The organism is Streptomyces sp. NPDC058663 (assembly GCF_042716745.1).
Classification (GTDB): Bacteria; Actinomycetota; Actinomycetes; order Streptomycetales; family Streptomycetaceae; genus Streptomyces.
In genome coordinates this window covers 72888-92422 of the sequence record NZ_JBHXRV010000027.1, presented here as the reverse complement: position 1 = coordinate 92422, position 19535 = coordinate 72888, and the positions used below count along the sequence as shown (strand labels likewise).

Here is a 19535-nt window from a genome sequence, read left to right as displayed (position 1 = left end):
CCGGGGCGCGTTGAGGATCACACGCCACAGGGCTGGACGCCGAACGGAACGCACCATCGGTACACCGCCGCTCCCCCCGCCGGGAAATCTTCCGCGACCGCCCGGCACGCCCGCGGGGCCGCCCGCCGGGAAATTTTCCGCGACCGGCCGGCCCCCCCGCCGGGCCCCCCACCGGCCCCCCGCCGGGCACCCCACCGGCCCCCCGCCGGGACGTCCTCCGCGACCGGTCGGCGCACGCCCGGCCGCCCCCGTCCACCGATGGCCTACCGTGTGGGCGGTGAACAGGCAGCACCCGGAGAGCACTCCCACCCCCACCACCGACTCCACAGCCCCCCTGCGGATACGCATGGCCGCGGTCGCCCTCGTCGCGGCGGCGGTGGCCGCCGTGGGCAGCTGGGCGTACCTGCGTGCGGGCGCTTCCGCCACCGACGTGATACGCGATCTGGCCGTCGGCCTCGCCTACGCGGGCGGCGGCCTCGTCGCCTGGTGGCACAGGCCCGCCAACCGCACCGGGCCCCTGATGGCAGCCGAGGGCATCACCTGGTTCCTCGGCAACCTCCAGGGCACCGGGGTGCCCGCCCTGTTCGCCGTGGGTGCCTGGTGGGAGGCGCTCAACATGGCCGTCCTCGTCCACCTCGTGCTCTCCTTCCCCGACGGCCGCCTCGGCTCGGCGCTCGCCCGCCGCCTCACCGTCTTCGCCTACGGACTGGTCGCCCTCGGCGGCCTGCTGCGGGCCATGACCTACGACCCGGCCGTCGTCGCCGTGGAGGCGACGTACCTCTCCTGCACCGGCTGCGGCCCCAACCTGCTGCATGTCCCCGCCCTCACGAGCCTCTTCACCCCCGTGGACACCGTCTACCGCTCGCTGGGCTGGGTCCTGTCCGTGGTGCTGGTCGTCGCGATCCTGCGCCGCTGGCAGCAGGCCTCGGTGGCCCGCCGCAGGGCCCTGCTGCCGGCCTGGATCGCCATCGCGATCGCCTCCGCGTTCCTGCTGTGGGACCTGCTGCTCCTGCTGCTGCCCACACCCCCGGCCGGAGTCCTCCAGGAGGCCGTCTTCCTGCTCTCCGACCTCGCGCAGGTCGCCGTACCGGTGGCGTTCCTCACCGGTCTGCTGCGGATGCGCCTGCAGCGCGCCGAGGTCGGCGACCTGGTCATCGACCTCGGAACCGACCCCGGCCAGGACCGGCTGCGCGAGGTGCTCGGCCGGGTGCTCGGCGACCCCGGGCTGCGCCTGGGCCTGTGGCAGGAGGAGAAGGGCGCGTACGTCGACGGGGAGGGCGGCGTCGTCCGCGGCCAGGGCCAGGGGCGCACCCGGGTGGATTCCTCCCGGGGCACCCCGCTGGCCCTTCTCCAGCACGACCCGGCCCTGGACGAGGACCCCGAACTCCTCGAATCGGTCGGAGCGGCGCTGCGCCTGGCCCTGGAGAACCTGTCGCTGCGCACCCAGGCCAAGGAGGTCACCTCGCGCATCGTCCGCGCCGCCGACGCCGAGCGGGGCCGCCTCGAGCGGGACCTGCACGACGGTGCGCAGACCCGTCTCGTTTTCGCCCTGATGGCCCTGCGCCGCGTCGACAAGGGCCTGGCAGGCCACCCCGACCCGTCCCTGCGACGCTCGGTCGCCGAGGTCGAGGAGAGCTTGAAACTGGCGCTCGAAGAGCTGCGCGGCATCGCCCACGGCATCCACCCCGCGGTCCTCACCCGCGAAGGACTCGGCCCCGCGCTCAGCGCGCTCGCCCAGCAGGCCGCCCTGCCCGTCGTCGTCGCCGCCGAACCCCGGCGCTACGATCCCGTCGTGGAGTCCACCGCGTACTTCACCGTCTGCGAAGCCCTCGCCAACGCGGCCAAGCACGCCGAGGCCCGGGCGGTCAGCGTCTCCGCCCGGTACAGCGGGGGCAGGCTCGTCGTCGAGACAGTCGACGACGGCATCGGCGGCGCCGACACGGCCCGCGGCAGCGGACTGCGGGGGCTGGCCGACCGGCTGGCCGCCGTGGACGGGATACTGCACGTGGACTCTCCCGCAGGCGGCGGGACCAGGATCAGGGCGGAGCTTCCGTGCGGGTGATAGTGGCCGAGGACTCGGCGCTCCTCAGGCAGGGCGTCGTACGACTGCTCACCGACGCGGGATTCGAGGTCCCGGCCGCGCTGGGGGACGCCGAGCGGCTGCCCGCGCTGGTCGCCGAACACCGCCCCGACGCCGTGCTCCTGGACATCAGGATGCCGCCCACCCACACCGACGAGGGCCTGCTCGCGGCCGCCAGGATCCGCCGCGGCCACCCCGGCACCGGGGTGCTGCTGCTCTCGCAGTACGTCGAGACGACGGACACCGTGCGGGCCCTGGCCGAGGACCCGCGCGGCTTCGGCTATCTGCTCAAGGAACGGGTCGCCGACATCGACGAACTGGCCGGCGCGCTCAAGCGGGTCGCGGCGGGCGAGAGCGTCCTGGACCCCGAGGTGGTGGCCCGGCTGCTCGACACCCCGCGCGCCCCCGGCCCGCTCGACGAACTCACCGCCCGCGAACGCGAGGTACTGGCGCTGATGGCGGAGGGCCGGAGCAATGACGCGATCGCCGGCACCCTGGTCATCGGCGCGAAGACGGTCGAGACACACGTCCGCAACATCTTCGCCAAACTGGCGCTGGAGACCGACCTGCACGACCACCGCAGAGTACGCGCAGTGCTCACCTATCTACGGGCCTGACCGCGGCTTCCGTTCCACGGATGCGGCCACCGCGTCCGCGGGCACGAGCACCGCACCCACGAACCCGGTGACCGCGTCCGTGGGCCGGAGCACGGCAGACCGTTCCGGGACGACGCTTCCCCCGAGTTCCCCCGTACTTCCCCCGTCGTCGTCCCCGGAACGGTGCCGGTGAGAACACCATAGGCAGACCGCGGGGACCTGACATCAGGGCCTGCCCTGAGATCCGGAATCTTTCCGTCCTGCCGGGATCACACCGACCCGAGGTCCGCGGTCACCCACCGCTCGGGACGCATCGTGAGGATTGCCGGAGCCCCGTGTTCCTTCCACGAGAAGTCGACGTACGCCGGCACCTTCTCGGCCGGCAGATAGCGGGCGGACATTTCGGTGAGCTGCTCCAGGGTGCCCGGCGCCTCCGCCACGACGGGGCCCTCCACCGACACGTATCGGATGGTCGGCTCCACCCGGTCGACCATGATCGTGAACCGGCCGGCGGCCCGGATCAGCTCCGCCTTGCGGGAGTCGGGCCCGGTCAGGATCCACAGGTCGCCACCGGGCGCGTACTGGTACCAGATCGGCACGGTGAGGGGAGCGCGGCCAGGTCCGGCGTCCACGGAGAGCGCGCCGATGTGCGGTTCGGCCAGGAATTCTTCACGTGCGTCGCGGGAGAGTGCCACGGTTGCTCCTTCTGCTCCGGATGCGAGGGGTGAGGGCTGCTGTGCCACGGGCGCTGTCGCGGTCCGGGCGCCGCCCCCGAGGGCCGCGCCGCCCGTACGCGGTCCAACACCCGGTCGACTACCCCCGATTCCCGCCGCCGCCTCAGTACGCCGCCGTACGGGTGAAGCGCCCGGCCACCGCCAGGTCCTCCTCGATTGCGGCCACCGCCGCCAGCAGGGCGGGCAGCACCTCCGCCCGGACCTCCCGTGCGGTGCGGCGGCTGCTGTGCATGGCGATGTTGACGGCGGCCACCGCGGAGCCGGTCCGGTCCCTCACCGGTACGGCGACGGAGCGCAGCCCCTCCTCCAACTCCCCGTCCGTCATGGCGAATCCGTCCTGCCGTACCCGGTCCAGGATCGCGGCGAGCTCGCTCACCGAGGTCACCGTGTGCCGGGTCAGCGCCCGCGGTCCGGACCGCGCGAGCCGCTCGGCACGCTCGGGCGCGGGCAGGTCGGCCAGCAGGACCCGGCCCATGGAGGTGGCGTACGCGGGGAACCGGGTGCCGACCGTGATGTTGACGTTCATGATGCGGCTGGTGGCGATCCGCGCCGTGTACTGGATCTCCGTGCCCGTGAGCACGGAGAGCGAAGCGGAGTCGTTCACCCGCCGCGACAGGTCCGCGAGATGCGGCTCGGCGATCTGCGGGAGGCTGCGGCGCGACAGGGGCGGAAAACCCAGCCCGAGCACCGGCGGAGCGGGCCGGAACACCCCGCCGTCCGACTCCACGTACCCCAGGTGGGCGAGGGTGATCAACGCCCGGCGCGCGGTCGCCCGCGCCAGTCCGCACGCCTCGGCCACACCCGTCAGGGTCAGCGCCGGAGCGTCCTCGCCGAACGCGGTCAGCACGGTCAGCCCGCGGGCGAGCGACTCCACGAAACCCGCGCCCAGCTCCTGCTTCGACGCGGTGGTCCAGCTCGCCAGCGCGGAAGCGGGACCCGGCGCGGGGTCGGGCGCCTCGCGCAGCTCGCTCTCCATCGCGGCGACGGCCGTGCGCAGCCGGGGCAGCACCGCCGTGCGGAGCGAGGCCGCGCCGTGCCTGCTGGTGTGGCTGACCACGCTCGCCGCACACACGGTCCTGCCGTCCGGGCCCCGGACCGGGAGCGCCAGCGCCACCAGACCGGGCTCGATCAACTGGTCGTCCAGTGCCCAGCCGTGCCCGGCGGCCGCCCGGACACGGTCGGCGAAGTGCGCCTCGTCCGGGGGGTTCTCGTCCGGAGGTACGGCGTGGAAGGCCGCCTGCCGCGGGTCGGTGGCGCACCGCTCCCGCCAGCGCCGCCACGCTTCCGCGTCCCAGCCGGCGGCGAACAGGGTTCCGGGAGCGGTCCGTTCGGCGGGCAGCAGGTCGCCGATGCGGAAGCTCAGCGACATCGCCCTGCGGCGCGTCGACTGGTGGACGAAGCGGATGCCGTGCCGGTCGGGTACCGCCAGCGACACCGACTCGTCGAGCGCGTCCGCCAGGCGCTCCGCGTGCGGACCGAGCAGGGCCGGGACACGGAGCGAGGCCAGGTAGGCGTTGCCGAGCTCCATCAGGCGCGGAGCGAGCACCGCGTCCCGGCCCTCCAGGCGGAGGTGGCCCATCCGGGCCAGGGTGCCGGTGACGCGGTCGACGGTGGAGCGGGCCAGGCCGGTGGACCGTACGAGATCGCCCAGGCTCAGCCGGCCGCCCGCGTCGGTGAGCCGGCGCAGCACGTCGAGACCGCGCAGCAGCGGGCCGACCGCCTCGGCGGGCAGGCCTTCGGCGGACGGATCCCCGGCGGGCGGGCCTTGGGTGGACGGATCCCCGGCGGGCGGGACGCCGGTGGGCGGGTCTCCGGCGGGCGGGGCGGTGCGGGCGGCGGTGCGGTTCATGTCGGCCATCTGCTCTCCGTGGTGCACGTCAGGGGCCACCGTAACCGGGCATTGACAGGCCGGTCGGGCCGCAGCAGACTCATGCCGGATCACGTGTGTGAACTCTAGTTCATCAGGCGAACAGCCTGGGGTCAGGAATTCCTTCATGGACAAGGTCAGGGTCACCGCCGCCGAGGCGGTCGCCGACATCCCCCGCGGAGCCACGCTCGCCGTCGGCGGCTTCGGCCTCAGCGGGGTACCGGACGTGCTGATACGGGCGCTCCACGACAGCGGCAAGGACGGCCTGGACGTCGTCTCCAACAACTGCGGCGTCGACGGCCGCGGACTCGGCATCCTCCTCGCGGCGGGCCGGATCGGCCGGGTCACCGGCAGCTACATCGGCGACAACAAAGAGTTCGCCCGCCGGTACCTGGGCGGTGAACTGGAGGTCGAGCTGATCCCGCAGGGCACCCTCGCCGAGCGGCTGCGCGCCGGCGGCGCGGGAATCCCCGCCTTCTTCACCCCGGCCGGCGTCGGCACCCAGGTGGCCGACGGCGGCCTGCCCTGGCGCTACGGGCCCGACGGCAGCGTCGCCGTGCCCTCCCCGGCGAAGGAGACCCGCGTCTTCGACGGCCGCGAGTACGTCCTGGAACGGGGGATCACCACCGACTTCGCCCTCGTACGGGCGGCCAGGGGCGACCGGCACGGCAACCTCGTCTTCCACCGCTCCGCCCGCAACTTCAACCCCCTCGCGGCGATGGCGGGACGGATCACGATCGCGGAGGTGGAGGAACTGGTGGAGCCCGGCGCCCTGGACCCGGACGCGGTGCACCTGCCCGGCGTGTTCGTGCAGCGGGTCCTCCCGCTCACCCGGGAGCAGGCCGCGGACAAGCCGATCGAACGGCGCACGACCTCCGCGCCCGCCGCGGAAGGAACGGTGACCCCCTGATGGCCTGGACCCGAGCGGAAATGGCCGCACGGGCCGCCGCCGAACTCGACCCCGGCAGCTACGTCAACCTCGGCATCGGCCTGCCCACCCTGATCCCCGGCTTCCTCCCGCCGGACGCCGACGTCGTCCTGCACTCGGAGAACGGACTCCTCGGCGTCGGCCCCTACCCCACCGACGACCAGGTCGACCCCGACCTCATCAACGCCGGCAAGGAGACCGTCACCGTCATGCCCGGCGCCTCCTTCTTCGACTCAGCCCTCTCCTTCGGCATGATCCGCGGCGGCCACATCGACACCGCGGTGCTCGGCGCCATGCAGGTCTCCGCCCGCGGCGACCTCGCCAACTGGGCCGTCCCCGGAAAGACGGTCAAGGGCATGGGCGGGGCGATGGACCTCGTGCACGGGGCCCGCCGGGTCATCGTCCTCACCGACCACACCGCCAAGGACGGCACCCCGAAGATCGTGGCGGAGTGCACCCTGCCGCTCACCGGCAGACGGTGCGTGCACCGCGTCATCACCGACCTCGGCGTCCTGGACGTGACCGCCGACGGGCTCGTCCTGGCCGAGACGGCGCCGGGAGTCGGCGCCGCGGAACTCATCGAGAAGACGGGGGCGCCGGTCGCCCTCGGGAAAGTGGTGGCACGATGAACCGCCTTCGCGACGTGTACGTGGTCGACGCCGTCCGCACGCCGGTCGGCAAGTACGGCGGCGCTCTGGCCGCCGTACGGCCCGACGACCTGGCCGCCACCGTGCTGCGCGCCCTCCTCGCCCGCACCCCGGACCTGGACCCGGCCCGGATCGACGACGTGTTCCTCGGCAACGCCAACGGTGCGGGGGAGGAGAACCGCGACGTCGCCCGGATGGCGGTGCTGCTCGCCGGACTCCCGGTGTCCGTGCCCGGCGTCACCGTCAACCGGCTCTGCGGCTCCGGCATGGAGGCCGTCATCCAGGCCGCCCGCGCCGTCGCCGTCGGTGACGCGTCGGTGGCCGTCGCGGGCGGCGTCGAGTCGATGAGCCGTGCCCCCTGGGTGCTGCCAAAGCCGGACCGCGCCTTCCCCGCGGGGCACCAGCAGATGTACTCCACCACCCTCGGCTGGCGGCTGACCAACCCGCGGATGCCCGAGGAATGGACCGTCGCCCTCGGCGAGGGCGCGGAACTGGTCGCCGAACGGTACGGCGTCACCCGCGAGGCACAGGACGCGTTCGCCCTCAGGAGCCATCAAAAGGCGGCCGCTGCCTGGCAGTCGGGGCAGTACGACGGCGAGGTCGTGCCCGTCGCCGGAGCCGACCTCGCACGCGACGAATGCGTCAGGGAAACCTCCACCCTCGAAACCCTGGCCCGACTGGGGCCCGTCTTCCGCGAGAACGGCACCGTCACGGCGGGCAACTCCTCCCCCCTCAACGACGGAGCCGCCGCCCTCCTCCTCGTCGACGAGGACGGTCTGCGCGCCACCGGCCGCGAACCCCTCGCCCGGATCGGCGCCTGCGCCGTCACCGGCATCGAACCGCAGTACTTCGGGGCAGGGCCCGTCGAGGCCGTCCGGCGCGCACTGAAGAAGGCCGGCCGCCGGCTCCCCGACCTGACAGCCGTCGAACTCAACGAAGCCTTCGCCGCCCAGGCCCTGGCCTGCCTGTCCCAGTGGCCGGACCTCGATCCCGCGGTGGTCAACCCGCGCGGCGGCGCCCTCGCCGTCGGCCACCCCCTCGGTGCCTCCGGGGCCCGCATCGCCGGAGCCGCCGCCCACCAGCTCGCCGCCACCGGTGCGGGCACCGCGCTCGCCACCCTGTGCATCGGCGTCGGCCAGGGACTCGCACTCGTCCTGGAAAGGTGACCAAACCCCCATGCGCGCACCAGAACTGACGCAGCAGCAGATCAGCGACGAGATGGCCGAGCGGCACACCGCCGCAGCCAAGGCCGTCGCCGCCGGCGCCCCCGCCCCGCACCACCCGCCGCGCGACTTCACCCCGTACCGCAGCAGCGTCCTGCGCCACCCCCGGCAGCCGCTGGTCGCCCTGACGGGCGACAGCGACCCCGAGGCCGCCGAACTGTACGGCCCCGTCTTCGGCGTCACCGATGTCACCGCACTCGACGCCGACCTCACCCGGCAGCACGCGGGCGACCCGCTCGGCGAGCGGATCACCGTCAGCGGCCGGGTCCTGGACCGCCACGGACGCCCGGTGCGCGGCCAGCTCGTCGAACTCTGGCAGGCCAACGCCGCCGGCCGCTACGCCCACCAGCGCGACCAGCACCTGGCCCCGCTGGACCCCCACTTCACCGGTGCCGGACGCTGCCTGACGGACCAGGAGGGCAATTACGCCTTCACCACCGTCAAGCCGGGTGCCTATCCGTGGCGCAACCATCTGAACGCCTGGCGGCCCGCCCACCTCCACTTCTCCCTCTTCGGCAGCGCCTTCACCCAGCGCCTGGTCACCCAGATGTACTTCCCCGGCGACCCGCTCCTGCCCTACGACCCGATCCTCCAGTCGGTCACCGACCGGGCCGCCAGGGACCGCCTCGTCGCCATCTATGACCCCGGGCGCTCCCGCCCCGAGTTCTCGCTCGGCTACCGCTGGGACATCACCCTCGACGGCCCCGCGGCCACCCTGCCCGACCCCGAGGAGGGCCACCGATGACCACCGCGCTCCCGCCCACCCCGTCCCAGACCGTCGGCCCGTTCTACGGATACGCGCTGCCCTTCACCGGCGGCGGCGACATCGCCCCCGCCGGACACCCGGAGACGGTCACCGTCCACGGGTACGTCAGCGACGGCCGCGGCGTCCCCGTGCCCGACGCGCTGATCGAGACCTGGCAGGCCGCCCCGGACGGCTCCCTCGCGGGCCGTCCCGGCTCGCTCAGGCGCGACCCCGTGACCGGCGGCTTCCTCGGCCGCAACGGTGTCGACTTCACCGGCTTCGGACGGGTGGCGACCGATGCGGACGGCCACTGGGCGATCCGTACGCACGCCCCACCGGCCCGGCACCCCTACCTCGCGGTCTGCGTCTTCGCGCGCGGACTGATGCACCACCTGTACACCCGCGCCTACTTCGCCGACGACGTCACGCGGATCATGGACGGGCCCCTGGCCGGGCTGCCCGCCGAGCGCCGGGCCACGCTGCTCGCCCGCCGCGAGGCGGACGGGACGCGGCGCTTCGACATCCGGCTCCAGGGGGAGAGGGAGACGGTGTTCCTTGACTTCCGCTGAGCACGCCCCGAAGACCTCCACCGGACACCTTCCATCGGATGCCTCCGGACACCTTCCGCCGGACGCCTTCAGGCACCTCTCGCCGGCCCGCGCCGGGCACGCCGCGAGCCTCTTCACCCCTGTGGCGGCGGGCAGCTCCGCCGAGGAGGCCACCGGTGACACCGCCTTCCTCCAGGCGATGCTCGACGCCGAGGCCGCACTGACCCGGGCCCAGGCCCGTCTCGGCGCAGCCCCAGCCGGTGCGGCACGGACGGTCACCGCGGCGGCGGACGCCACCCGCCCCCGCTACCACGTCCACGACCTCGCGCTGCGAGCCAGGGCGGCCGGGAACCCGGTGGTCCCGCTGGTCGCCGAACTGACCGCCGAAGTGACCGAACTGACCGCCGAAGTGACCGAACTGAATCCGTCCGACGCGGAGTTCGTGCACCGCGGGGCCACCAGCCAGGACATCCTCGACACCGCCCTGATGCTGCTCGCGGCCCGCACTCTCGACCTGCTGACCGCCGACCTGGAACGCGCGGCAGCCACCCTCGCCGCACTGGCGGCCGCACACCGCACCACCCCCATGCCCGGCCGCACACTCACCCAGCACGCGGTACCCACCACCTTCGGGCTCAAGGCGGCAGGCTGGCGTGCCCTGCTGCTGGACGCCCACGACCGCCTGACAGCGGTACGGGAGACCCTGCCGGTGCAACTGGGCGGCGCGGCAGGGACATTGGCGGCCTTCGCGGCCACCGCGGGGGAGCAGGGCGGGGCGGACGGCTCCGCAGCGCCGGGCGAGACCGGCTCGGGGGCTGTGGGCGCGATGGGTGCGGGACACTCCTCGCCGACGGAGACCGCGCACCCGGCGGCGGGGGCCCGCCACGCGTCGCAGGCCGGCCGCCCGCGGCCGACGGACCGTCCGGTCCTGCCGGCGGACCACCCCTTGCGACTCGTCCAGGCCTTTGCCGCGGAACTCGGCCTTGCCACGCCTCAGTTGCCCTGGCACACCCTGCGCACCCCTGTCGCCGACCTGGCCGGGGCGCTCGCCCTCACCGCGGGGGCGCTCGGGAAGATCGCCGCCGACGTACTCGTCCTCTCCCGCACCGAGATCGGCGAACTCGCGGAGGGCTCGGGCGGCGGATCGTCCGCGATGCCGCACAAGAGCAACCCGGTCCGCGCCACCCTGATCGCGGCCACCGCCCGCCAGGTCCCGGCACTGGCCGCCGTACTGTACGGATCCCTGGCAGCCGAGGACGAACGCCCCGCCGGCGCCTGGCACGCCGAGTGGCAGCCACTGCGTGACGCGCTGCGCCTGACCGGCGGGGCGGCCCGTGACGCGGCGGAGCTCTGTGCCGGGCTCGTGGTGCGGCCCGGCCGCATGCGCGAGAACCTGGCGCGCACGGGCGGCCTGATCGCGTCCGAGCGCCTGCTGACCGCTCTCACTCCGCTGCTGGGCCGCGCCGCCGCCAAGGACCTGCTCGCCCGGGCCTCCTGTGACGCGGCCGAGCACGGCACGGATCTCGCACAGGCCCTGCGGCACCAGCCCGAGGCAGCCGTGCTGCCGCCCCGCGAGCAGCTCGACGCCCTCCTGGACCCCGCGGGCTACGTGGGCGCCGCCCCGGCCCTCACCGACCACGCCCTGACCCGTACTCCCGCCCGTCCGCTCCTGTGATGTCCGGTCCCGGGACTCGTGGCTGCGCACCGTAGCCCCCCGTCGCGTCCCCGTGCCGAGTGATCTCCCGCCCAGCAGCCCCCCATCCCGGCCTTCCTGCCCCGCGCCTCCCACTGCCTGCCCCCGCCCCTGCCCTTGCCTCTGCCCCGTGCCCCCCTCGCCCCTCAGGACCCCGATGAACCGCCCCCTCCTGCACCACCGCACCGACGGGCCCCCCGAAGCCCCGAACCTCCTCCTCGGGCCGTCCCTCGGCACCTCGCTTGCCGTGTGGGAACCCCAAATCGACGCACTGGCGCAGCATTTCAAGGTGCTGCGCTGGGACCTTCCCGGGCACGGGGGCTCCACCGCATCCCTTCTCCGGGCCGGGGCGACCGTCGCCGACCTCGGCCGCCTCGTACTGGAGCTCGCCGACTCGCTCGGCATCGAACGCTTCTCGTACGCGGGCATCTCACTCGGCGGCGCCGTCGGCAGCTGGCTCGCCGCGCACCACCCGCGGCGCGTCGACTCGCTGGCCCTCCTCTGTACGTCCGCCCGGTTCGGCACCCCCGAGATGTGGGCGGAGCGTGCCGCACTGGTGCGGCGGGAAGGGACGGCTCCGCTCGCCGATTCGGCGCCCGCCCGCTGGTTCACCCCGCGCTGCCACGGTCCCGCCGTCGAGCGGCTGCGCGCCGACCAGAGCGCCACCGACCCCGCCGCGTACGCCGCCTGCTGCGACGCCCTCGCTGCCTTCGACCTGCGCGCGGACCTCGGGAAGATCACCGCCCCGACCCTCGTCCTCGCAGGCCGCGAGGACCGGGCCACCCCGCCCGCCGACGCCCGGCTGCTCGCCGACGGCATCCCCGGCGCCACCCTCACCGAGCTCCCGCACGCCGCCCACCTCGCGAACGTCGAGCGCCCCGAACCCGTACTGGCCGCCCTCCAGCACCACCTCACCGCCGCCGGCCGCGCTCCCCGCAGCCACGTGCACCCGCAGGCACATCCGTACGCGAGCGGCATGACCGTACGCCGCGCAGTCCTCGGTGACGACCACGTCGACCGGGCCGTCGCCCGCACCACCCCCCTCACCGCCCGGTTCCAGGACTTCATCACCCGCTACGCGTGGGGCGAGATCTGGGCCGGGGACACCCTCGACCGCCGCACCCGCAGCTGCGTCACCCTCACCGCCCTCGTCGCGGGCGGCCACCACGAGGAACTGGCCCTGCACCTCAGGGCTGCGGTCCGCAACGGACTCAGCCACGAGGAGATCGGCGAAGTGCTCCTCCAGTCCGCCGTCTACTGCGGCGTCCCCGCGGCCAACGCCGCCTTCGGCATCGCCCACCGCGTCCTGAACGACCCCGCCCCCGGCCACCCGCACGTCCCCGCCGACAGAACACCCGACCACCCGCACGCCCCCGCCCACGAAACGGACGACTGACCCCATGCACACCACAGTTGGCATCGTCGGCGGCGGTCCCGCCGGACTCCTGCTGGCCCGCCTCCTGCACCTCGCGGGCATCGGCCACGTCGTCCTGGAGAGCCGGGAGCGTGCCTACGTCGAACAGCGCCAGCGCGCCGGCATCCTCGAACAGGGCACCGTCGACCTCCTCCGCGCCGCCGGTGCGGGGGAGCGCATGGACCGCGAGGGCCTGCCCCACGACGGCATCGAGCTCCGCTTCGACGGCCGCGCCCACCGTCTCGACTTCCCGGCCCTGACCGGCGGCCGGCGGGTCATGGTGTACGCCCAGACCGAGGTCGTGAGGGACCTGATAGCCCTGCAACTCGACGGCGGAGGGAGTCTGTTGTTCGGGGCGGAGGTCACCGGCGTGGCAGGCGCGGACACCGGAAGGCCAACGGTCAGCTTTCGCCACGAAGGCCGCGCGCAGACCCTCAGCTGCGACTACGTCGTCGGCTGCGACGGCTTCCACGGCGTGACGCGACAAGCCGTCCCCGACACGGTGCGCACCACCTACGCGCGGACGTACCCCTACTCCTGGCTGGGCATCCTCGCCGACGCGCGACCCGTCCACGACGAGCTGGTCTACGCCCACCACCCCCGCGGCTTCGCCCTCGCCAGCATGCGCTCGCCCACCGTCAGCCGGCTCTACCTCCAGGTGCCCCACGGCACCGACCCCGCCGCCTGGCCCGACACCCGGATCTGGGACGAGCTCGACGCGCGGTTCGCCACGACGGCCGACCCCGGCCAGAAACTGGAACGGGGTCCTGTCACCGCGAAATCCGTGCTGCCGATGCGCAGTTGGGTCACCGAACCCATGCGTTACGGGCGCGTGTTCCTCGCCGGGGACGCCGCGCACATCGTCCCGCCGACCGGGGCGAAGGGGCTCAATCTGGCGGTCGCCGACGTGGCCCGGCTGGCGGAGGCCTTCACCCAGCTGCACACCACCGGGTCCCCGGCGCTGCTCGACGCCTACTCGGACGCGGCCCTGCGCCGGGTCTGGCGCGCCGAGCACTTCTCGTACCTCATGACGACCATGCTCCACACCGACCCCGGGCAGTCCGCTTTCGACACCCGGCTCCAGCTCTCCCAGCTGGAGCGGATCGCCTCCTCCCCGCACGCGGCGGCCGAACTCGCCGAGAACTACACGGGCCTGCCGCTCACGGAATAGGCGCGGCAGCACGGCGGGAGCGCCGCGAGGCCAACGGCACCAGCGAGAACGCCACCGCGCCCAGCAGCCCCGCCAAGGCGGACGAGGTGACCCCCAGCCTCGGTGCCCGCTCGTCGGCGGGGCCGTCGGTACCGCCCGGCCGGCCAGGTGCTCGCGCCCGGTGCGGTCCGCTCACCGGCAGCGCAACTGCTCCCCGGTCATCGGTGCCCCCTCCACCATGCTCCGGTCGTGCGTCACCTGGGTCACGTCCTGGACCGCGGAGCCCACCGCCACCCGGAAGACGCGGCCGTGCCCGGCGACCGGCCGCAGCTGCGCGCCGGGCAGTGCGGCGGCCAGCGTCGAGGCGTACCGGCTCCAGTGCGGGTCGTACGTGATCACCGTCGGGCCCTCTGGCCGGGCGGCCGGGGACTGCTCCTTCGTCACGTCGAAACCGGTGCGCGACAGCGCCTCGGCCACGTCGGGGTCGTCCACCCGTACCGTCACCGTGCCCGGCGCCTTCTCCACCGGCACCGCCTGCAAGGTGACCTCCGCGGCGACGGCCCGGTCCTGGCGCAGGGCGGTGAACATCCGGTCCGCCCGCTTCCGGTCCCAGACCAGTGTCGAGCCCCACCCCGGTACCCGGTGGTCGAACGCCGACAGCGGCACAGTCGCGAACTCCATCTGCTCCGGGCGCAGTGCGCGCATCGACCAGCCCAGCGAGAACAGCGCGGCGAAGTCGGTGCCGGAGTCCGTGCGCAGGTGCGGGAGCAGGGTGCCGGTTGCTTCCGCGAGCCGTACCGGACTGCGGAAGGCGTCCGTGCCGGACACGCGCGTCAGCATGCCGAGCAACAGCCGCTGCTGGCGGCGCACCCGCCCCAGGTCGCCGGGCGGGGACACCTTGCGGGCCCGTGCGTAGCGCAGGGCCCCCACGCCGTCGAGCACATGGGTGCCCGGCGTCAGCCGCAGCCCGGAGTTGATGTCCGTCAGCGGCCGGTCGGTGCAGACCTGTGCGCCCCCGAGCCCATCGACCGCCTGGGTGAAGTCGTCGAAGCCGGTCTCCAGGTAGTGGTCGATCCGCAGCCCCGTCACCTGCTCCACGGTCCGCACGGCGAGGTCGGGACCGCCGTGCGCGAACGCGGCGTTGATCTTCCCCGCGTGCTGCGGGTGACCGTGCGGCGCGAAGGGCACATAGGAGTCCCGAGGGAGGGACATCACGCTCAGCCGCTCACCGTCCTCGGCCAGGTGCACCACCATCATCACGTCGGTGCAGTCGCACTCCTGCCCGCCGACGTGCAGCTGCTGAATGCGCTCCCGGGTCATACCGCGCCGCCGGTCGATGCCGACGACCAGCAGGTTCGTTCCCGGTGCGCGCATCGCCTCCGAGGACAGCGTGCCGGCGTGCCGGAGGCTGTACGGGGCGGGCGCGTCCGCGGACGCCGGAAAGGGGCCGGCGGCGAGCGAGGCCACCAGGAGCGCGGCGAGTGCGAGACGACGGCGGCTGGACGGCAAGGGGACCTCCGGGAGTCGATCCGAGATCACGCGCAAACACGACAAATGAGCCAAATATGCCCCGCAGCGTAGCGCAGCCCTTGAAGAAATCGCTTGCGGTCGGGCTGATCATCGGGTTGGCTCCGCGCCATGCTCCCCGAGGTCAACACGGATGAAGAGTGGGACTCCGTCGTCCCTGACGAGGCGATCATGCGGCCCGCGGTGACGGACCTGCTCTCCCGGCTGGACCTCGCCGGCGCACCACTCACCCGCTACTCCGGCGGCTCGATGCCCGTCTACGCGGTCGGCACCGAACACGTCCTCAAGCTCTTCCCCACCTGCGACGCCGAGGACGCCCTCACCGAGGCCCGCGTGCTGGCCCACCTCCAGGGCCGGCTGCCGCTGCGCACCCCGGACCTGCACGCCTCGGGTACGTACGGGAGCGGCTGGCGGTACGTCCTGATGTCCCAACTCCCGGGCGAGGACCTCTCCGTCGCCTGGCCCCGCATCCCCGCCGCCGACCGGGAACGCATCGTCGCCGAGGCCGGGGAGGCGCTTGCCGCGCTGCACGCACTCGACCCCGCCCCGCTCGCCGACGTCCTGGGCCCCGGCGACTGGGCCGCCTTCGTCGCACGGCAGCGCGCCGTGGCCGTGGAGCGGCAGCGGTCCCGCAAGCTGCCCGAGGAGTGGACCGCGCGGATCCCCGGCTTCCTCGACTCCGTCGACCTGCCGGTCCCGGCCCGCCAGGCCGTGCTGCACACCGAGCTGATGCGCCAGCACCTCGTCGTGGACCCGGAGACCTGGCAGCTCACCGGGCTCTTCGACTTCGAACCCGCCATGATCGGCGACCCTGCGTACGATCTGGTCGCGATCGGTCTGTTCCTGACCCGGGGCGAGCCCGGGCTGATGGCCCGCTTCCAGAAGGCATACGGCCGCACCTTCGATCCCCGGCAACTCCTCGCATACGCCTTGCTGCACGTCTACTCGAACTTCACGTGGTACTTCCGTGACCTCCCCGCGCCTTCCGAACAGACCTGGGAGTCCGTCGCGGAAACCTGGTTCGGGGCCGTCTGACAGCCGGTTCGGGAGTGCGGCTGTTGACACTCGCGGCGGGTGAACCGATGCCCCGGGCCGTGCATATTCACGGAGCATAGGTCAATTGCAGAAGCCCTCGGGGGAGGCAATTCGAACGCGCTCGGAATGCACGGAGTTCCTCGCAGAGCGCCCCGGCGCGCAATGAGGCGTGCACACGGCGCGGAATCCGCCCGGACGGTCCGGTAAGGGGCGGGAGATTTCGAACGTGAGGGCCCCGGCAAGGGTGAAATCCGCCAGATCGTACCGGTGTTGACCTGCGTGGACACTATGCGGGGCCGCACCTCGGCCCCTCAGCACAGCACGGGGCGGTTCCGCCGTATTCCGGAGGGTATTTCCTCTCGATGTGCAAGAGGCGGGCACGTAAAGATCCGTCCCGGTGGTCCCGCCCGCCTCCCGAGGATCATCCACGGCGTATTCTCGGTGTGAATTCCGGTCGGCCGGCCACGGTGAACAAGCGCTGCTCAACTTGCGCCAAGTGGTGGCCAGTTGCATTGTTATTGACGATCGGACATGGGCATATAGGCCCCAGCACAGAACAGAACACCGCACTGCACGTTGAAACCTGGACTCCAGGGGGAAATCCCATGACCGTCGCCTCGGATCACCGGCTGATTCAGCAACTGCCCCACGTCCCGTTCTACTGTCCGGTGCCGGCCGCCGCGCACCCAGCGGCGCACGTACTGAACGAACTGACCGTCGACTGGATGCTCCGGCAGCAACTGGACAGCGATCCGCAGCAGCGAAGGCGCCTGGCCCTCTGCGACTTCGGCGGTCTCACCGCGTCGACCATGCCCTACGGAAGCCTCGCACCGCTCACCCTGATGGCGAAGTTCCACGCCGTGCTCTTCTCGCTCGACGACGGCGTCTGCGACGAGGCGCAGCCGACCGCGGGGCACCTGGCCCAGGAAACCTCCCGAATAATGCGCGCCGTGGAAGCGCCGGGCGCGGTCGTGCCGGGCGAGTCGCGGCACGCCGCCTCGCTGCGCGAACTGCGCCAGGAACTTCAGACGTACGCCACCCCCCGGCAGCTGCGCCGCTGGGTCGACGCCATGCGGGTCTACACCTCGGGCCTGGTCTGGGAGGCCCAGTGCCGGCGCAGCCCCGGACTTCCCTCGCTCGACGACTACGTCACCCTGTGGATGCGCGCCATCGGCATGGCTCCCTCCACCGCCATGATGGAGATCGTCGCCGGCTACTCGGTGCCCGACGAGGACCTCGAGGACCCCCGGGTGCGGGCCCTCACCGAAATCACCTGGACCCTGGTCAGCTGGGACAACGATCTCTACTCGCGCAACAAGGAACTGCTGCGCGCCGACGACGACCTCAACCTCATCGACGTGCTCCGCAACGAGCTCGGCTGCAGCACGCAACAGGCGCTGGAGCGGGCCGTCGAGATGCGCGACCGCGTGATGACCCTCTTCCTGCGACTGCGCGCCCAGGTGCTGTGCGACGGCGGAGCCGAAGTGCGGCGTTACGTCCACGACTTGGGACAGTTCGTACGCGGACACCTGGACTGGGCATCGCGCTGCCCCCGCTACCTGGTCCCCGCCACCGGCGATGGCGCGGTCCGCCCGATCAGCTGGTGGAAGCACCGGCCCGCCGACGACAGCGGCGAACCCCTGCCGCTGCCGTCGATCGCCTGGTGGTGGGACCAGCTGGACCCGGAGTTCGGCGTGGTGCGGCGCGCCGCGTGATGCAGCGCCGCGTGACGCACCGCCCCGGCGCGCCGCGCGGGAAGCCGCCGGTCCAGTGGCCGCGCGGGCCGCGGCCGGCTCAGTAGCCGCGCCACCAGGTCACCAGCTGCCGCCACATCCGTACCGGCGCCGACCCGCGGCGCTGCGCCGGGATGGGGACGACCGGCGGCGGGGAGTCCGGAGCCTGCGGCACGGGCCCCGGCCGGCCGGCCGCCGGGGCCGCGCTCGCCTGCACCGGCATCGGCTGGGCCGGAGATGCCGGTGCGCCGTTGCGGGACACCGAGCCCACCTCCCAGTCCCGGGACGGCGCACTGCGCGCCGTCGGCGCCGTGGGCCCGGCCACCTCCTGCGGCGGACGGGGGGCGAACGTCACCGGCAGCTCGATCAGATGCCGCGCCATCAGCGAGCTGCGCCAGCGCAACTCCTCTTCCTCGACCGCGAGCTGAAGGTCGGGCAGACGCATCAGCAGGGCGTCGATGCCGGTGTCGGCGATGGCCCGGCCGATGTCCTGCCCGGGGCATTCGTGCGGCCCGCCACTGAACGCGAGATGGGCCCGGTTGCCCTGCATGGAGGCCGACGGGTCGGGGCGTACCACCGGATCCACGTTGGCCGGGGCGATGCCGACGATCAGCGCGTCACCCGCCTTGATCTTCTGCCCGCCGAGCTCGGAGTCCCCGGCCGCCCAGCGGCCCAGGATGTTGGTGAACGGCGGCTCGTCCCACAGCGTCTGCTCGACCGCCTCCGGCAGCGTCATGTGCCCGCCGCTGAGCTGGGCCCGGAAACGCGGATCGGTGAGCACCATGCGCAGCACGTTGGCGATCAGGTTGGCGGTCGTCTCGTACGCGGCGATCAGCACCAGGCGCAGGTGCTGGGCGATTTCGTCGTCCCCCAGCCCCGCCGGGTGCTCCACCATCCACGTGGTGAAGTCGTCCTCGGGCTCCGCGCGGCGGCGGGCAACCAGCCGGTACAGCGCCGCCATCACGTACTCGTTGCTGGCGATGGCGGTCTCGGTGCCCTTGATCATGTCGCGGGCGGACTGCACCAGGCGCTCGTCGTACTCCTCCGGCATGCCGAGGATCTGGCACATCACCATCATCGGCAGGTGCTCGGCGAACCGGCTCACCAGATCGGCGCGCCCGTCCTCGCAGAACTCGTTGACCAGCCGGTTACTGAACCGGTTGATGAAGCGGCGCACGCCACGGTGGTCGATCCGGGAGATGGAGTCGGTGACCGCGCCGCGCTGGCGCTCGTGCTCCGCGCCGTCGGCGAAGACGCAGATCGGCTGGTACGCGAAGATCGGCGCGAGCGGGTTGTTCATGCCGACCGTACCGTCCTGCAGCAGCCGCCAGCGCCGCGAGTCCCTGGAGTACAGGGACGGCGTACGGGTCATGTGCAGGTTCTCGCTGTGCCCGAGGACCAGCCAGGCGGGTACGTCACCGTTGATCAGGACGGGGGCGACCGGGCCGTGTTCGGCGCGCAGCTTCTCGTACAGACCCATCGGGTCCTTCTCGTGCGCCGGACCGTAGATCCTGCGCAGCCCGCCGGGGCCGAACTCGCCCTCGTCGGTGTGGGCCGGGCAGCCGGGCGGCGGGACGGGGGCCGGGTCGAAGGGGGAGGTCAAGGCAGCTCCAGG

At 73.2% G+C, this 19535-nt stretch carries 16 protein-coding genes; 12 read left to right on the top strand and 4 right to left on the bottom strand.

The window, feature by feature from the left end:
- Positions 1–277: 277 nt before the first annotated feature.
- Both ACFWVV_RS20905 and ACFWVV_RS20900 read left to right on the top strand, forming a co-directional pair.
- Positions 278–2062 carry a sensor histidine kinase gene (locus ACFWVV_RS20905; RefSeq protein ID WP_384353268.1) on the top strand — a complete coding sequence of 595 codons (1785 nt, stop codon included), beginning with the start codon at positions 278–280 and terminating at the stop codon, positions 2060–2062.
- Positions 2053–2697, top strand: coding sequence for a LuxR C-terminal-related transcriptional regulator (locus ACFWVV_RS20900; protein WP_384353271.1), 645 nt, complete (start codon positions 2053–2055; stop codon positions 2695–2697). The genes ACFWVV_RS20905 and ACFWVV_RS20900 overlap by 10 nt, the downstream gene beginning before the upstream one ends.
- Before the next feature lie 248 nt (positions 2698–2945).
- Here ACFWVV_RS20900 and ACFWVV_RS20895 read toward each other — a convergent pair whose 3' ends face one another.
- Both ACFWVV_RS20895 and ACFWVV_RS20890 read right to left on the bottom strand, forming a co-directional pair.
- Positions 2946–3371, bottom strand: coding sequence for a pyridoxamine 5'-phosphate oxidase family protein (locus tag ACFWVV_RS20895; protein WP_384353274.1), 426 nt, complete (start codon positions 3369–3371; stop codon positions 2946–2948).
- 142 nt (positions 3372–3513) lie between these two features.
- Positions 3514–5259, bottom strand: coding sequence for an IclR family transcriptional regulator C-terminal domain-containing protein (locus tag ACFWVV_RS20890; protein WP_384353421.1), 1746 nt, complete (start codon positions 5257–5259; stop codon positions 3514–3516).
- A gap of 145 nt (positions 5260–5404) precedes the next feature.
- Between ACFWVV_RS20890 and ACFWVV_RS20885 the strand changes: the two genes are divergently transcribed.
- From ACFWVV_RS20885 to ACFWVV_RS20850, 8 genes are all read left to right on the top strand, one after another.
- Complete coding sequence (locus tag ACFWVV_RS20885) at positions 5405–6187, top strand: CoA transferase subunit A (protein WP_384353277.1); 783 nt, start codon at positions 5405–5407, stop codon at positions 6185–6187.
- The gene (locus ACFWVV_RS20880; protein WP_384353280.1) at positions 6187–6834 is read left to right on the top strand and encodes a 3-oxoacid CoA-transferase subunit B; all 648 of its coding nucleotides are present in this window, start codon (positions 6187–6189) and stop codon (positions 6832–6834) included. Before ACFWVV_RS20885 ends, ACFWVV_RS20880 begins: the two co-directional genes overlap by 1 nt.
- Positions 6831–8018, top strand: a complete 1188-nt coding sequence (locus ACFWVV_RS20875; protein ID WP_384353283.1) for a thiolase family protein — start codon at positions 6831–6833, stop codon at positions 8016–8018. Before ACFWVV_RS20880 ends, ACFWVV_RS20875 begins: the two co-directional genes overlap by 4 nt.
- A gap of 10 nt (positions 8019–8028) precedes the next feature.
- Entirely contained in the window at positions 8029–8820 is a 792-nt protein-coding gene (gene pcaH, locus ACFWVV_RS20870; RefSeq protein ID WP_384353286.1) for a protocatechuate 3,4-dioxygenase subunit beta, read from the top strand.
- Positions 8817–9389, top strand: a complete 573-nt coding sequence (gene pcaG, locus ACFWVV_RS20865) for a protocatechuate 3,4-dioxygenase subunit alpha (protein WP_384353289.1) — start codon at positions 8817–8819, stop codon at positions 9387–9389. Before pcaH ends, pcaG begins: the two co-directional genes overlap by 4 nt.
- A 121-nt stretch (positions 9390–9510) precedes the next feature.
- A complete protein-coding gene (locus ACFWVV_RS20860; protein WP_384353424.1) occupies positions 9511–11043 on the top strand; it encodes a lyase family protein in 1533 nt (510 codons plus the stop codon).
- Between the two features lie 175 nt (positions 11044–11218).
- Positions 11219–12457 (top strand): 3-oxoadipate enol-lactonase, encoded by a 1239-nt coding sequence (gene pcaD, locus ACFWVV_RS20855; protein ID WP_384353292.1) that lies wholly within the window; start codon positions 11219–11221, stop codon positions 12455–12457.
- Between the two features lie 4 nt (positions 12458–12461).
- The gene (locus ACFWVV_RS20850; protein ID WP_384353295.1) at positions 12462–13646 is read left to right on the top strand and encodes a 4-hydroxybenzoate 3-monooxygenase; all 1185 of its coding nucleotides are present in this window, start codon (positions 12462–12464) and stop codon (positions 13644–13646) included.
- Between the two features lie 171 nt (positions 13647–13817).
- Here the strand turns inward: ACFWVV_RS20850 and ACFWVV_RS20845 are convergent, their stop codons facing one another.
- On the bottom strand, positions 13818–15134 hold the full coding sequence (locus ACFWVV_RS20845; protein WP_384353298.1) for an LCP family protein: 1317 nt from the start codon (positions 15132–15134) through the stop codon (positions 13818–13820).
- A gap of 129 nt (positions 15135–15263) precedes the next feature.
- Here ACFWVV_RS20845 and ACFWVV_RS20840 point away from each other — a divergent pair, with 129 nt between their 5' ends.
- A complete protein-coding gene (locus ACFWVV_RS20840) occupies positions 15264–16187 on the top strand; it encodes a phosphotransferase family protein (protein ID WP_384353301.1) in 924 nt (307 codons plus the stop codon).
- A 605-nt stretch (positions 16188–16792) separates the two neighbouring features.
- Positions 16793–17902 (top strand): hypothetical protein, encoded by a 1110-nt coding sequence (locus tag ACFWVV_RS20835; protein WP_384353304.1) that lies wholly within the window; start codon positions 16793–16795, stop codon positions 17900–17902.
- 79 nt (positions 17903–17981) lie between these two features.
- Here the strand turns inward: ACFWVV_RS20835 and ACFWVV_RS20830 are convergent, their stop codons facing one another.
- A complete protein-coding gene (locus ACFWVV_RS20830; protein ID WP_384353307.1) occupies positions 17982–19523 on the bottom strand; it encodes a cytochrome P450 in 1542 nt (513 codons plus the stop codon).
- Between the last annotated feature and the right edge of the window lie 12 nt (positions 19524–19535).

What these genes read in the sequence shown, in the direction of transcription:
- ACFWVV_RS20890 (WP_384353421.1), bottom strand. Translation starts at nt 5,259, where the DNA reads ATGAACCGCACCGCCGCCCGCACCGCCCCGCCCGCCGGAGACCCGCCC.
- ACFWVV_RS20885 (WP_384353277.1), top strand. Translation starts at nt 5,405, where the DNA reads ATGGACAAGGTCAGGGTCACCGCCGCCGAGGCGGTCGCCGACATCCCC.
- ACFWVV_RS20880 (WP_384353280.1), top strand. Translation starts at nt 6,187, where the DNA reads ATGGCCTGGACCCGAGCGGAAATGGCCGCACGGGCCGCCGCCGAACTC.
- ACFWVV_RS20875 (WP_384353283.1), top strand. Translation starts at nt 6,831, where the DNA reads ATGAACCGCCTTCGCGACGTGTACGTGGTCGACGCCGTCCGCACGCCG.
- pcaH (WP_384353286.1), top strand. Translation starts at nt 8,029, where the DNA reads ATGCGCGCACCAGAACTGACGCAGCAGCAGATCAGCGACGAGATGGCC.
- pcaG (WP_384353289.1), top strand. Translation starts at nt 8,817, where the DNA reads ATGACCACCGCGCTCCCGCCCACCCCGTCCCAGACCGTCGGCCCGTTC.
- pcaD (WP_384353292.1), top strand. Translation starts at nt 11,219, where the DNA reads ATGAACCGCCCCCTCCTGCACCACCGCACCGACGGGCCCCCCGAAGCC.
- ACFWVV_RS20850 (WP_384353295.1), top strand. Translation starts at nt 12,462, where the DNA reads ATGCACACCACAGTTGGCATCGTCGGCGGCGGTCCCGCCGGACTCCTG.
- ACFWVV_RS20840 (WP_384353301.1), top strand. Translation starts at nt 15,264, where the DNA reads ATGCTCCCCGAGGTCAACACGGATGAAGAGTGGGACTCCGTCGTCCCT.
- ACFWVV_RS20835 (WP_384353304.1), top strand. Translation starts at nt 16,793, where the DNA reads ATGACCGTCGCCTCGGATCACCGGCTGATTCAGCAACTGCCCCACGTC.